The sequence below is a fragment of the Hydrogenimonas cancrithermarum genome (assembly GCF_030296055.1).
GTDB lineage: Bacteria > Campylobacterota > Campylobacteria > Campylobacterales > Hydrogenimonadaceae > Hydrogenimonas > Hydrogenimonas cancrithermarum.
On the sequence record NZ_AP027370.1, the window covers coordinates 998,071 to 1,011,687 of the forward strand.

Below are 13,617 nucleotides of genomic sequence, written 5' to 3' on the forward strand. Positions count from 1 at the left end.
GACTGCAACACCACCGATCAAGCCACAGAATAAGCGACTGCCATTTTAGCGAAGAAAACTTCAGCCGGCGTTTTGTAGCCCAACACTTTCCTGGGTCGGTGGTTCAACCGGTTTTGCACCGCCACCACCTCTTTGTCCGTAATCTCTTCGAAAGCCTTGTGCTTGGGAAAGTATTCTCGTATCAATCCATTGGTATGTTCGTTGAGTCCTCTGTCACAGGAGTGGTAGGGACGGGCGAAGAAGAAGCCGCTCTTTAGCCTTTCGCTGATGAGAGCGTGGTAAGCGAACTCCTTGCCGTTGTCGCTGGTGATGGTTCGGGTGATGGCTTTGACGGGTTCGAGCAGGTGGAGAATGGCCCGGGTCACGTCATCGGCTCTTTTGCTGGTGACCTTTTTCATCAGCGTGAATTTCGAATGCCTGTCCACCAGGGTTACAATCCCCTGATGGTGTCCTCTGCCGATGATCGTGTCGGCCTCCCAGTCACCCACTCGGCGCTTGGTCTCGACGATGGCGGGACGCGCTTCGATGCCGATTCGCCCTTTGATGCTCCCTCGTTTGGCGTAGTTGTCCGAACGCCTGGTGTACTTTTTGCGTTTGTGGCGCAAAAAGAGATAGAGCGTACCACCCTGCTTCTGGTCACGGTAGACATAACGGTAGATCGTTTCGTGACTCACAGGATCGAGTCCATCCAGCCGCATACGTCCGCTGATCTGTTCGGGACTCCACCCCTCTTGCAGATGTTGACGGATGTAGCGTATGTGACTATGGCTCATGCGACGGTTCTTCTTCTTGTACTGATACCGCAACCGTGCCTCGATGGCGGCCTTTTCCGCAATGTACTCACCACCTGGACTGCTGTTGCGTTTCAGCTCCCGGCACACCGTCGAACGGTGCACGCCGATGTGTCTGGCGATGGCGCTTTGGCTCAACCCCTCTTTTTTCAAAGCTTCGATCTGATATCGTTCTTTCAAGGTCAGCTGCGTATAGCTCATAAGTGTCCTTATCTTGCCGGATAATCTCACTTACTTATTCTATCGCAGCTGACCTCTTCTGATTATCCGCCTCTGATTTTCTTGCTGTTGCACTTTAAAGTTGAATGGGCGAAATATATACATCCAGTTCGACCCAAGAATTCTATCTTGATCCTCAAACATCTTCACAAAGAAAATTTCATCATAGTCTATCTCTTTTATATCCTCTAGTCTCCGGCCAAGTACCATGTCCGCTCGGCAGCAAGTCGATCGTAGCTCATACGTCTCTAAAAAACTGCACTTATTTTTTGAATCAACGATGATAATAATCACAGATTTAATCATTTTTTTATCGTTTAAGAGTGATAATATGTTTAATTAAAATATAATTAAATAAATATAGTTATACATTTTTAGAAAAAGTGTGAAAATATGATTTTATTCTTGAAGCGCTCGTTCAGGAGTGTTTCAAGGATGAAATATCTGTTTCATCGTTACAGTCGGGATGGTGGCGGCCTATCGTATTGCCGACCTGTTTTAAACGGTTGTTGTGTTCTTTTAGAGTTCTCTATCAATGGCATTCAAAATAGGGGGTTTGTTCAGGGTTTGGCTTTTGCCTCTCCTGTGATTGAAGTGGTATGCCGTCTTGAATCGACAGAGTTCAACTTCGTCGACATCGAAAGAAAAAAACAGATCGGTTATCTATCGCCATTGATCGCAAAGTTTTTACAGGCTTCTACTCCTTGTAGGTGATGAAACTGTAATTTGCTCGATGATCCATGATAGGAGGAAGATATGACGAAAGCAAAAATGTTCCGCGGAATCGGACGATTCGCCGTGACCGCGGCTATGATTGTGGCTGCCAATCCTCTGGCAGCCTCCTACTGGTCGGAAGGGTTGAAAAGTGGCAATGCTTCGTTAAAAGGTGATGGAAGGAGGATAGCCACCGCATCCGATGGTGGATACTGGCTATTGCGCCATTACAATCCTGGAATCGGTCTTTTCCGGCTCGATGAAGACGGCCGGATAGTATGGGCGAGATCCCATGGTGCCGGGGAAGCGTTCGCCGGTACTCCCACCCCCGACGGCGGATACGTGATTGCCGCCAACACGAAGGAGACGGATGATGACAAAGCATCGGACATCTGGATCGTGAAATTCGACGGAAGCGGGAACGTCGTGTGGCAGACTTACGCCAGCGCACAGGACAATCTGCATGCTATGGCTTACGACATCACACCCGTGAAAGGGGGCGGATATCTCGTTGCAGGATATGAACAGACGGAAAAAGGTGGATATGGCGATGCGCTTTTGCTGCGGATATCCGAAGATGGAAAGCTGCTTTGGAGAGGTCTATACGGCACAAAATACGACACTGCATCCTACTCGAACGATCCCTACGACGACAAATGTCATGGAGTGACCGAGACGTCGGATGGCGGATTCGTCGCTGTGGGCGATACCAGTAGCGCAGGGCCGAAATATAGACAGTTGATCTTCAAAGTGGATGAAAACGGTTCACTGCTTTGGAGCAAACAGGTTTCTCCGACCGCCCACTACGGAACGAAAAGCTCCGATACATACACGTATGCGGAAAGGGTGGTTTCCGGAAACGACGGAAGCGTGGTCGTGACCGGATACGACGGTGGATATTACGAAGACAGCAACGGAACTCGTAGAAGTTACGCATATCTGCGAACGATCAAACTCGACGAAAATGGAACGACTCTGTGGTCCGACGCGATTTCGGCGGATAAGCTGACTGTGCTGACGGCAAGAGGCTACGATATCGCACGCCTGCCTTCGGGAGGCTACCTGGTAGCTGGATGGACATCAGGATTCAACGATAACAACGCCAACGACGGCTGGCTTGTCGCCCTGGATGAAGAGGGTGAAATCCTCTGGCAGAAGGCCTACGGCTCCGCAACTACTCATCAGGAGTTCTATTCGGTCGCAACGCTGCCCGACGGCATACTGACAGGAGGATCCGACAGAGGGGATCTATGGCTTTTGAAACTCGATGAAGAGGGAATGATTCCGGAGTGTTCGGCCGACAGAGATGTACAGGCCCTTCGCAGAAGTGGAACAGTATCGCGAGATGTGAATTTGACATGGAAGGTCATACCCGGCACACTTGGGGATGCGAATCTTACTTTCGACGAATCGGCAGTCACCGACAGAAAAAAATGTCCTCCCCTTATCGACTCTTTCCGAGCCGTTCCCGCAACCGGTGGTGTGCCGTTGACGGTCACCTTCGAATGTTCAGCACGCTCTCACGATCCTCATGGCTCCATCCGTTACTACCGCTGGGATTTCGATGATGACGGACGAATCGATCGCATAACCCAAGAGGAGAGGGTGGACCATACCTACACAGCCACCGGTGAATACAACGCGACGGTGGAAGTGGTCGACACCAACAACCTGACCACTCTCTCCGCCCCACTCACCATCCGAATCACGCAACCCCCGGTTATCGACGCATTCGAGGCCGACACACGAGAAGGAAAAGCACCGCTGAAAGTCTCGTTCGAGTGTCGGGCCCACGATCCCGACGGCACTGTCGGCGCTTACGAGTGGGACTTCGACGGCGATGGAACCGTGGATAACGTAACAACCGGCGGTACCATCTCTTTTATCTATGACAAGGCGGGCGAGTACAACGCAACCGTCACCGTAAAAGACGACCTGGGCGTCCGTTCCGTCCCCTCCACCCTCACCTTGCGGGTGGCACCACCCAACCGGGCACCAGAAATCACGGTGCTGACCGCCGAGCCAACGAGAGGAAAAGCCCCTTTGAGCGTCGAATTCGAATGTGTCGCCAACGACAAGGACGGGAAAATCGTTTCCTATGGATGGGATTTCGATGGTGACGGAATCGTGGACGAAACCAGTGGATCGGGGCGTATCTCCCATACGTTCGAAACAGCCGGTCATTATGCCGTGACCGTGACGGTTCGGGACGACGATGGGGCCGAAACGAAATCCGAAACGGTAACGATCCGTGTCGATACGGCCGGAAAGAGACATCACCGCATTCCTTTGGCGAATGGTGGAGTGTTGATGCTCTGGGCACTCCTCTTGATAGGATTGGTACGGCTTGCTGAGAGGAGAAGAGTCTCGTGACGAAAGTCAAAACTCCCATCTTCGGAAAAAGTGCGCTCCATTTCGCCGCACTTTCCATGGGGATGCTGGTGCTGGTACACGGGACCGTATTACGCGAAGCGATCGATGCAACCTACTCCCCCTTTCTGGCACGCACCGCCTCCCATTTGCTTGGCTTGCTGGGAATCGAAGGGAAGGTGTCACACGCCACCATCATCCTTGCGAATGGTTCGATGGAATTGGCGTGGCTTTGCAATGGTGTGGATGTGACCTTGATACTGGCATGTGCGATCGCAGCGACCGCCAGGGTCACCCCCCTTCGCAAAGTGCTCTGGATCGCAGCGGGGGTACTGGTGGCAGCGATGATAAACCTATTGCGTATCGTCATCCTGGGATGGGTTCTGAAAAACTTTCCGAGCGGCTTTGAAGCGATTCATGACATCCTGACGATCCCTTCGCTCTTGTCGCTTGCACTGTTTTACTCTCTCTTTCTTTTTTCGAGCGGAGGTGCGGTACCGCCGATAAACAGGTGGGCATGACGCTCGACAGAGGCATCGTTTTTTCAGCGTTACAGCGCGATGCGCAGCTCCACTTTTACCACAATCCATCATTTTCCTCTCCCCTTTTACCACGCATTGCCAGAATGCAACACTTTTGCAACACCTCCGTACTACTATAAAAAAAAACGTATCGAAAGGGAAGGAAACCATGGCAGACGGAAATTATCAGATCTTTTCACTCAAAGACGATGTCGATACAACCAAAGAATGGGAGGGGATCGAATGGCTGCGCGCGAATGCCGGGTACGAGATAGGACTCGGGTTGTCGGCCGACGCGGAACTGTGCCACGGGATAGAATTGGCCCTGGGTGCGGATCTCGATGCCGAAGCGCAGGCGGCTCTTTCCATTTTTCTACGCCTTGCCGCCAATTTACAGCTCGAAGCCGCTGCCGGCATCAAGCTGCAGGCCCAACTCAAGCCAGACCTTTTTGAAGAGTTCGGCCTTCTGGCCAACGTCGGAGCCTATGCGAAAGCACAAGCCGCCGCAGGATTGGACATTGGGCTGGAGAGCGATCAGTTGATGCAGCTCTTCGAAGTGGAAGCGGCATCGAGAATGGACCCAGCCGAAGCCATTCTGGCACGAAAGATATTCCACCGTTTTCTCCAGCAGCTGGAAGCCAAAGCCGGTGTCTGGGGCAAAGCCTCTTTCTCCGCCATGGCACAAGGGTACTGCAACATCTACGGCACGTTCGCAGACCCGGACGCTTCCGGTTTTTTCATCGAAGCCGGCGGCGATGTCGGCCTTGAAGTGGGGTTCGGCGCCGACTTTTTCGCTGCGGGACGCATCAAATCCCCGGCACGCTTTCTCAGAAACGTCGGAATGGATATCGTTCCCTATCTTCAAATGAAGCTCGATTCGGAATATCCCGAATATGCCTCGAACGTGAAAATCGCCGCCTACGCTTTTCTCGCACTGGGAGGGTTGGGTTTCGTCGCCTGGCAGATCCATTCGGCCTGGATCGGTGCCCCGGACGAGAAAGCGACGAAAAAGGCGCTGGAAGCCCTTTTCGACAGTTACCGCATCATGATCCTTCATGCGATCAAAGAGAACATCACGACCATCAACAAAACGGTTATCGACGCCATCGTCGAAGCGCTGTTATCGTCCGACAGGTATTCCACCGAACAAAAAAGTACGATCAAAGCGTCGCTGCTCGAGATCGCGGAACGGATCGAGGGTGAAAAATTCAACGATTTTGCCGAGATCAACGCCATCGTTACGGAAGCGGCCGACATCATGGACCAACTTTTACCCGAAGCACGACGGAACTTGAGAGAACCGTTGACGATTCTATGGTGCAGTGTGGCGATCCTTCACGCTTTGAGCGATAAGAAACCCGACAAAAAATTGAAAGAGCAAAGCCTGGATTTGCCCGATGCTCCGGTCATGGTCATCGGAGAACTTGTCAGCGCGATGGAGATCGAAGAACCCCTTTCCACCATACCTGTCTCCCTGGCCATCGATTATCTGGCCACCCGGACGATTCACGAAACCCTCCCGAACGATCTTCCCGAGGAGTGGCAGCCTCTGATGGAGATCCTAACAAGCACCCTGCATCTAAGCCCCGGCACGCTCGTCTCCGCGCTACTGTACGCGCGCATCGGAGGAAACCTGACCGACACCCAGCTCTATGGCCGCCTGCGCGACGCACTCAAAGCTTTTTTGGAAAGAACGGAACACGAACTTCTGACCCAAACCCGCCTTTTGGAGTCCGAAGACCCTTTTGTCAAAGAGTACATGAGGTATACCGTGCTTCCCTCCCTACACCTGGCAAACAGTTTTTTGCTAAATCAGATCGACCTGCTGGTCATGCATTCGGGCGATTTCGACGAGGAGCGTTTTCGACAGGCATTGAGCGTGCTTTTCTACCGTATCGTCGCCAAATCGACCCTCACCTTCGCATTCATGCTGCAAGAGCATGTGGACAACGAGATCGTCAAAGCCCTCGACACACTCATAGAGCGGCTGAAAGAGGAAAAAGAGACGCCACTGCTGCACCTCGCCTCGGAGATGTCAGAAAAACTAAGTGCAGGGCTCGTGCAGGAAGAGCAGGCCGAGAAAGCGACGAAACGGTTGCTGATCGACCTTTTTACCCTGGCCAAAAGGCTCCAGGGCGAAGAGGTTTGGTCTCAGGCAAGAAAATCCCAGAGGCGTCAGCTCCTCGAAACCGCACTGGTCGGCAAAGAGATGCTTCCGAAGTTTTTCGAATCCCAGTCCATCGAAGCCTACCTGGAGTGGGTCATGGAGTGCAACATGGTGCCGAACCAGCAAACCCTTCAGGCACTCAACATTCTCTATGGCGAAGTTCTGGTCGATCAGATCACCCTGTTGTTAAACCGCCTGCCCTCGATCCTCTCGACTTTTTTCCTCACTCTTTCGACGGACGCTTACGAAGAGGCCAGAGAGCGGCTCGAAGAGACGGCAGAAGAGCTGGAAAGCCTCGTAGGGCAACTTCGGATCATCGTCGAAAATCTGGAGCGACAGGTCGAAGAGCTCGAAAATGTGTTAAGGGCCAGCCTGGAAGATCTGAGTCGACAATTGAATGATCTGAAAAACTACCTCGAATCCGACGAACTTCTGGAAAACGCCCTCAACGCCATACATGTCATGGCTCTCAAAATATGCGAAAACGACCTTTGCCGGAGTGCTTTCGAAATGGCATGGCCCGCGACAGAATTCTTTTTGTCCCCTGTCATCGAAGAAGGATTGATCCTGACGGAACCTCTCGTCAAAGCGGCCGCCGAAGAGGCTTCGTCACTCATCGACACCCTTTTGGATGCGGAAACCACCCTTTCGGACATCGAAACGAGCCTGGCGGCCAAGATCGAAAAGACTTTCCAGGACTTATGCGGCGGCGCCACGTTGCAATATCCTTTGACACCGGAGAACATCGGCAAGACCCTTTCCGCACTCATCGTTGCAGGAGTGCCCGCCTTCGAATCAGCCATACAAAACGAAGAAGAGCTTCGAAGCAAACGAACGACCCATGAAGAGAACCGAAACCGTTTGGAAACCACTCACAAATTGCGAGAGGATGCTTATCGCACCATAGAGGCCACGATACTTTCACCAGTGAACACCGTAGATCGCAGGCATCTTTACATGCATGGCGCCGAAGTTCCCCTCTCCATCTTTATCGAACATGGAACGTTGGAGATGGTGAGCCCTAACGGCTGGGATCGGATCTTGATCCATATCAATGGAAAAAAGTTGAAAACCCGAAAAAGCGACTGGCAAGAACACGAAAACGGCATTCTCTTCAGCAAAACGCTCCGCTACCCCCAAAGTGGCCTCAGGCCGGGACTCAATGTCATCGAATGCTCCGTCACCAATACCATCCCTTCGGCTTTGAGAAGAGGGCCGAGACACATGCCCCACTCCGGAAAAAGGACTGGCGACAACAGGCGTTCAACCACTTTCTTTTTGGACCCCTTGGCCACCCTGCCGAACGCCTTGCAGGTCGACCGGACCCTTTCACAGTTCGAAGTCCCCGGCAAGAACGATCATCTCTACACCAAAGAGGAGTACGTCACTTTCGTCAACCGTGGCGACAAACCCCTGAACATCGGTGGATGGACCTTGTCGGATGCCAAAGAGCATATTTTCGTCTTTCCGGAAGGTACGGTGGTCGAACCGGGGGCGACGGTGAGAGTCGTCACGGGAAAAGGCACCGACACCGCCACAGAGTTTTACATAGGCCGGCGTGCGGCCATCTGGAACAATCGTGGCGATACGGTTTTGCTCGTGAACAGGGAAGGGGTGTTGCACTCCAGTTTCATCTACTGAGTGCCACACAGCGCACTTGCCGGCGGCCCGGCAATCGGAGGGTCGCCCCAGACGACAGACGAAGTTGACACTGCTGCCGGTCCGGTATCCACCGTTTTGCATTCCGGTTATCCGGTTAGAAGCTGTAGACGATGCCTGCCGTTGTCGTCGTATCGGTTTTTTTCTTTCCGACAGGCGGGACGTTGTCGTATTTGAGCTCGAACCCGAGGCGGAACGACAGCTTATCGACGATCAGCATCTTCAATCCGAGATCGATGACGGTTTCGACATCCTTGACCCGTTTCAAATTGTCGAGAACATCCCATGTGGCCGTAAACTGATTCTCTTTGGGGCGGGCACGCAACTGGTTCTCCATACCGCGACACGCTTCCTCCATCCACTCCTCGATCTGCGCCGGTGTCAAATCGTACTTACGCGACACTTCCGCCACTGTCGTTTTACCCTGGAATATATCCATCACGAGTTCCGCCTTCTTCTTGGCGGTCATCCGTTTAATTTCTGGTTGTGACTCTCCCATTTTCTCTCTCCTGTCTCATGTATTATACATTGTGCAGGTGGTCTGGGGGGGGTCACTAAACATATTACAATGTCGTACTCAGTAAAACCTACAAAACGGAACTCGATCCCAGGATCGGTTTTCTACATGAGCCCAACTACAGAGCGCTGAGCCAGCATCTGGATATCGTCGAAATTTTCAAACCCGTCTTAGGAGACAACCTGATTTTCACCCTTCTCAATCGTGAGCAGATCACCGCCAAATCTTTCAAAACGGATGCCGGACTAATCCGCTTTACCAACGAAGCGATCAAAACCATCGAAACAGCCATGATCGGGAAACTGACCGAACAGATCAAAATCGGCACCCAACGTTTGACTTGGCGCCAGGTGATACGAAGAGAAGTCAACCATGTTAAACGTTGTATATGCGAATTCGATGCATATCAACCTTTCATTTACGAAAAATATCGATAAAGTGTTTTTTAAGAATAATTCATACCCTTGAAATCGGGTTCCGTAAACACTTTTTTAAAAATTAAGCATTGTTTCAGGGATTCTCTTAAAGACAAAAACTTGAAAAGTGCTATAATTATGGGGAATAGCTTGCTATTCTGATGTACCCTATGGGAATTGAAACGTCCGAAAATCCTAAATTTCATAGTCCCTCGCTATACATTCTGATGTACCCTATGGGAATTGAAACAGATCAGGCTCTGCGCAGGTATCGCTCCGTAATGTATTCTGATGTACCCTATGGGAATTGAAACTCGCCTGCTGACGCGTCCACATCGTCCGCCATGACATTCTGATGTACCCTATGGGAATTGAAACGAGATAACCCGGTATTTGTCTTTGTGTTTCGGATCCGATTCTGATGTACCCTATGGGAATTGAAACTCTTCGATATATCCCAGATCGTCATAATCGTTAAAATTCTGATGTACCCTATGGGAATTGAAACTAGCAGAGCCTCAACCGATACGCGGGAGAGGGGGATTCTGATGTACCCTATGGGAATTGAAACTCCAGAACAATGGCAATATATCAAAGATACGCAAATTCTGATGTACCCTATGGGAATTGAAACTAAGCTCCCCAGCCGTAAGTAACGGGCCATTCTTTTATTCTGATGTACCCTATGGGAATTGAAACCCTTCGTGAGTACACAATAGACATCGATCACGAAGGATTCTGATGTACCCTATGGGAATTGAAACTGGCGAAATTGGCGAAAGATGTAGCATTAGGTAAATTCTGATGTACCCTATGGGAATTGAAACCCGATGAATTTTCATAATCTTCCTGCCATTCTTCATATTCTGATGTACCCTATGGGAATTGAAACTTTCGCGATCGCTCGCGCGATCATCGAGCTGCATCCATTCTGATGTACCCTATGGGAATTGAAACTTCAAGCGATAGACAAGCTCTTCGCCGTAGGTTCTGATTCTGATGTACCCTATGGGAATTGAAACTATCTGATCGACACGACCTACTACAAGGACCGCCTGATTCTGATGTACCCTATGGGAATTGAAACAGGTTTCCTTAAACCTAAAATCTACAAATTGTAAATTCTGATGTACCCTATGGGAATTGAAACATCGATCTCCGGGTGTTCGGCCTTGAGCCGTTTGGATTCTGATGTACCCTATGGGAATTGAAACGAATGGTTGGTAGATGAAGGTAAATCGGCTATCGGAATTCTGATGTACCCTATGGGAATTGAAACCGACATTATATCACGACTTCAATTCCGACATCTATTCTGATGTACCCTATGGGAATTGAAACTAACGGCTTGCAGCTCGTCTATCTCCAACCCACCGAATTCTGATGTACCCTATGGGAATTGAAACCGCATCATGACACGGACACGGACACGAACACGGAATTCTGATGTACCCTATGGGAATTGAAACCCAGTGTGAACCTTGAATGATTCAAAGTTCTCTGTATTCTGATGTACCCTATGGGAATTGAAACGTGACACTTTTTTGTGGTTTAAGGAAAAAAGTAAAATTCTGATGTACCCTATGGGAATTGAAACTACGAATAGCGGATATTCAACGGACGATACACACAATTCTGATGTACCCTATGGGAATTGAAACTACTCTTCTTTAAACGCCTTCATAAGGTTATCTTATTCTGATGTACCCTATGGGAATTGAAACGTTTCGCTGTGGAGCGGATTTCCGCTCTCCGTCAATTCTGATGTACCCTATGGGAATTGAAACGGAATTTTTTGCCATTGATAGTCCACGATGAGTAGATTCTGATGTACCCTATGGGAATTGAAACTCGCTATAAACATAAGAAAGTCATATGCTTCCTGCATTCTGATGTACCCTATGGGAATTGAAACAGTCTCATTTTGCCTCCTTTTTGTGTCGTATATCGATTCTGATGTACCCTATGGGAATTGAAACCTGGTTTCACGTTCCTACAACCATGATCGACAGGATTCTGATGTACCCTATGGGAATTGAAACGACAATAGCGACACGGTTTTTTCGCTTTGTTTCAATTCTGATGTACCCTATGGGAATTGAAACCCAGAATGATGCCGCGCTGTCGCAGCGCCTCGCGGAAATTCTGATGTACCCTATGGGAATTGAAACTAGACTCCATAATCCGTGAGAAAGAAGACCAGTTGATTCTGATGTACCCTATGGGAATTGAAACTACGCTGAAGGTGGCGGAAGCGTCACATCGCCGAAAAATTCTGATGTACCCTATGGGAATTGAAACTTCCACGGGGCTATTGAATCCCATGTACCGTATAAAATTCTGATGTACCCTATGGGAATTGAAACTCCTACACAATCGTGCGGTTGGGTATGGGAACAAAATTCTGATGTACCCTATGGGAATTGAAACTTCGACATATGCCAGGCTTCGCGGCCGTGTCGACCAATTCTGATGTACCCTATGGGAATTGAAACCAGAGCGGTGGAAGAGCGATAACGAATACGCCGTGAATTCTGATGTACCCTATGGGAATTGAAACTGTTTTCCTCGATCTCAATCTCACAAGCGAAACTATATTCTGATGTACCCTATGGGAATTGAAACACAGGTTTGCGATTGTATACGACATAATCCCCACTATTCTGATGTACCCTATGGGAATTGAAACTCCGAACGAGATAAAAGTTTTGCTTCGCAACAATATTCTGATGTACCCTATGGGAATTGAAACCGAAGTGGTGCAAAAAGTACGGTTTCAAAGGTGTAAATTCTGATGTACCCTATGGGAATTGAAACACTGCTGTAATCGATTGAAAATTTTCGACAACTGCTATTCTGATGTACCCTATGGGAATTGAAACGAGGCTATCAAGTGGGAGGGGTGACATGGAAATAATTCTGATGTACCCTATGGGAATTGAAACGCCGCCATGTTCCATCACGCCATATCACGTAGCTTATTCTGATGTACCCTATGGGAATTGAAACCTCATCAACGCCCCCCGGGCGGCCCGGGCCGGCTCCATTCTGATGTACCCTATGGGAATTGAAACTGCCACTTGTTCCTATTCCGTTGATAGTGTCGTGATTCTGATGTACCCTATGGGAATTGAAACTGGGATAAATTTGCCGAATCACCTTTCACAAAAGATTCTGATGTACCCTATGGGAATTGAAACTTGACTCGAAAAAATCAGCGAATTTCTCGTCGTCAGATTCTGATGTACCCTATGGGAATTGAAACGTTGTTTTTTTTGTCACAACTGTCACAACTATACATTCTGATGTACCCTATGGGAATTGAAACTTCGGGTCCGGCAGGCATTGCAAAAGCGAAAAGCATTCTGATGTACCCTATGGGAATTGAAACCAAGCTCTTCATGTGTTACTCTTTTCATTTTTTCCATTCTGATGTACCCTATGGGAATTGAAACATCTGAAGCTGTTGGAGGCCTCTTTGAGCCGTGGATTCTGATGTACCCTATGGGAATTGAAACACGGCACTGCCGGAGATTTGCAGATCGCACAATATTCTGATGTACCCTATGGGAATTGAAACGTTTTTTCAACATCATGCGAATACCCCAATCTTTATTCTGATGTACCCTATGGGAATTGAAACCAGAAGCCGCGAAACTCGGCATCAAAATCGAGTTGATTCTGATGTACCCTATGGGAATTGAAACTCTTCTCAACGTGTTTGCCATTCAGCTCGATTTCCATTCTGATGTACCCTATGGGAATTGAAACGCTGTAACTTCCGCATTCGCTGACACTGCTGTTTATTCTGATGTACCCTATGGGAATTGAAACATGTACGCGTCGATGAGGTTCTCAGGGTAGTTGGATTCTGATGTACCCTATGGGAATTGAAACTTTGATTTTGATCCTGCTCGGCTCGTCTCTTGGATTCTGATGTACCCTATGGGAATTGAAACCACGGTATATCATCACGACACGCCACTCATATCAATTCTGATGTACCCTATGGGAATTGAAACTTAACACTGAATTGTAATATAGCATCTGCACAGACATATTCTGATGTACCCTATGGGAATTGAAACTCGACGATGAGCTGGATGTCGAACGTGCCGTCTCCATTCTGATGTACCCTATGGGAATTGAAACCACTTGTTACACGGGTCTTTTTTGTGGCAGTGTATTCTGATGTACCCTATGGGAATTGAAACTCAGGACCGCAACCAGACACATTGCTAAC

The 13,617-nt window shown here is 49.2% G+C and carries 6 protein-coding genes, 1 pseudogene and 1 CRISPR repeat array (1 of these 8 only partly in view); of the genes and pseudogenes, 5 read left to right on the forward strand and 2 right to left on the reverse strand.

Annotated elements, in window-relative coordinates:
* Window positions 1-17 precede the first annotated feature (17 nt).
* The gene (locus tag QUD54_RS05100) at window positions 18-992 is read right to left on the reverse strand and encodes an IS30 family transposase (RefSeq protein ID WP_286337875.1); all 975 of its coding nucleotides are present in this window, start codon (window positions 990-992) and stop codon (window positions 18-20) included.
* Between the two features lie 453 nt (window positions 993-1,445).
* On the opposite strand from QUD54_RS05100, the gene QUD54_RS05105 reads away from it, so the two are divergent.
* The 4 genes from QUD54_RS05105 to QUD54_RS05120 all read left to right on the forward strand — a co-directional run bounded on the left by QUD54_RS05105 (window position 1,446) and on the right by QUD54_RS05120 (window position 8,423).
* Window positions 1,446-1,724 carry a hypothetical protein gene (locus QUD54_RS05105; RefSeq protein WP_286337876.1) on the forward strand — a complete coding sequence of 93 codons (279 nt, stop codon included), beginning with the start codon at window positions 1,446-1,448 and terminating at the stop codon, window positions 1,722-1,724.
* 42 nt (window positions 1,725-1,766) lie between these two features.
* Window positions 1,767-4,097, forward strand: a complete 2,331-nt coding sequence (locus tag QUD54_RS05110) for a PKD domain-containing protein (RefSeq protein ID WP_286337877.1) — start codon at window positions 1,767-1,769, stop codon at window positions 4,095-4,097.
* Window positions 4,094-4,615: an archaeosortase/exosortase family protein gene (locus tag QUD54_RS05115; protein ID WP_286337878.1), complete on the forward strand. Its 522-nt coding sequence runs from the start codon at window positions 4,094-4,096 to the stop codon at window positions 4,613-4,615. Before QUD54_RS05110 ends, QUD54_RS05115 begins: the two co-directional genes overlap by 4 nt.
* Window positions 4,616-4,784: 169 nt before the next feature.
* Complete coding sequence (locus QUD54_RS05120; protein WP_286337879.1) at window positions 4,785-8,423, forward strand: lamin tail domain-containing protein; 3,639 nt, start codon at window positions 4,785-4,787, stop codon at window positions 8,421-8,423.
* Window positions 8,424-8,538: 115 nt separating this feature from the next.
* Here QUD54_RS05120 and QUD54_RS05125 read toward each other — a convergent pair whose 3' ends face one another.
* Window positions 8,539-8,940: a DUF481 domain-containing protein gene (locus tag QUD54_RS05125; protein ID WP_286337880.1), complete on the reverse strand. Its 402-nt coding sequence runs from the start codon at window positions 8,938-8,940 to the stop codon at window positions 8,539-8,541.
* A 65-nt stretch (window positions 8,941-9,005) separates the two neighbouring features.
* Between QUD54_RS05125 and cas1 the strand changes: the two are divergent.
* A pseudogene (gene cas1, locus QUD54_RS05130) lies at window positions 9,006-9,395 on the forward strand (CRISPR-associated endonuclease Cas1); the annotation flags it as partial.
* A gap of 134 nt (window positions 9,396-9,529) precedes the next feature.
* A CRISPR array of direct repeats spans window positions 9,530-13,617; the repeat unit is 29 nt; unit sequence ATTCTGATGTACCCTATGGGAATTGAAAC; it runs 362 nt beyond the window's last position.

Coding starts and splice junctions, on each gene's coding strand:
- QUD54_RS05100 (WP_286337875.1), bottom strand. CDS start 992: ATGAGCTATACGCAGCTGACCTTGAAAGAACGATATCAGATCGAAGCT.
- QUD54_RS05120 (WP_286337879.1), top strand. CDS start 4,785: ATGGCAGACGGAAATTATCAGATCTTTTCACTCAAAGACGATGTCGAT.
- QUD54_RS05105 (WP_286337876.1), top strand. CDS start 1,446: ATGAAATATCTGTTTCATCGTTACAGTCGGGATGGTGGCGGCCTATCG.
- QUD54_RS05125 (WP_286337880.1), bottom strand. CDS start 8,940: ATGGGAGAGTCACAACCAGAAATTAAACGGATGACCGCCAAGAAGAAG.
- QUD54_RS05110 (WP_286337877.1), top strand. CDS start 1,767: ATGACGAAAGCAAAAATGTTCCGCGGAATCGGACGATTCGCCGTGACC.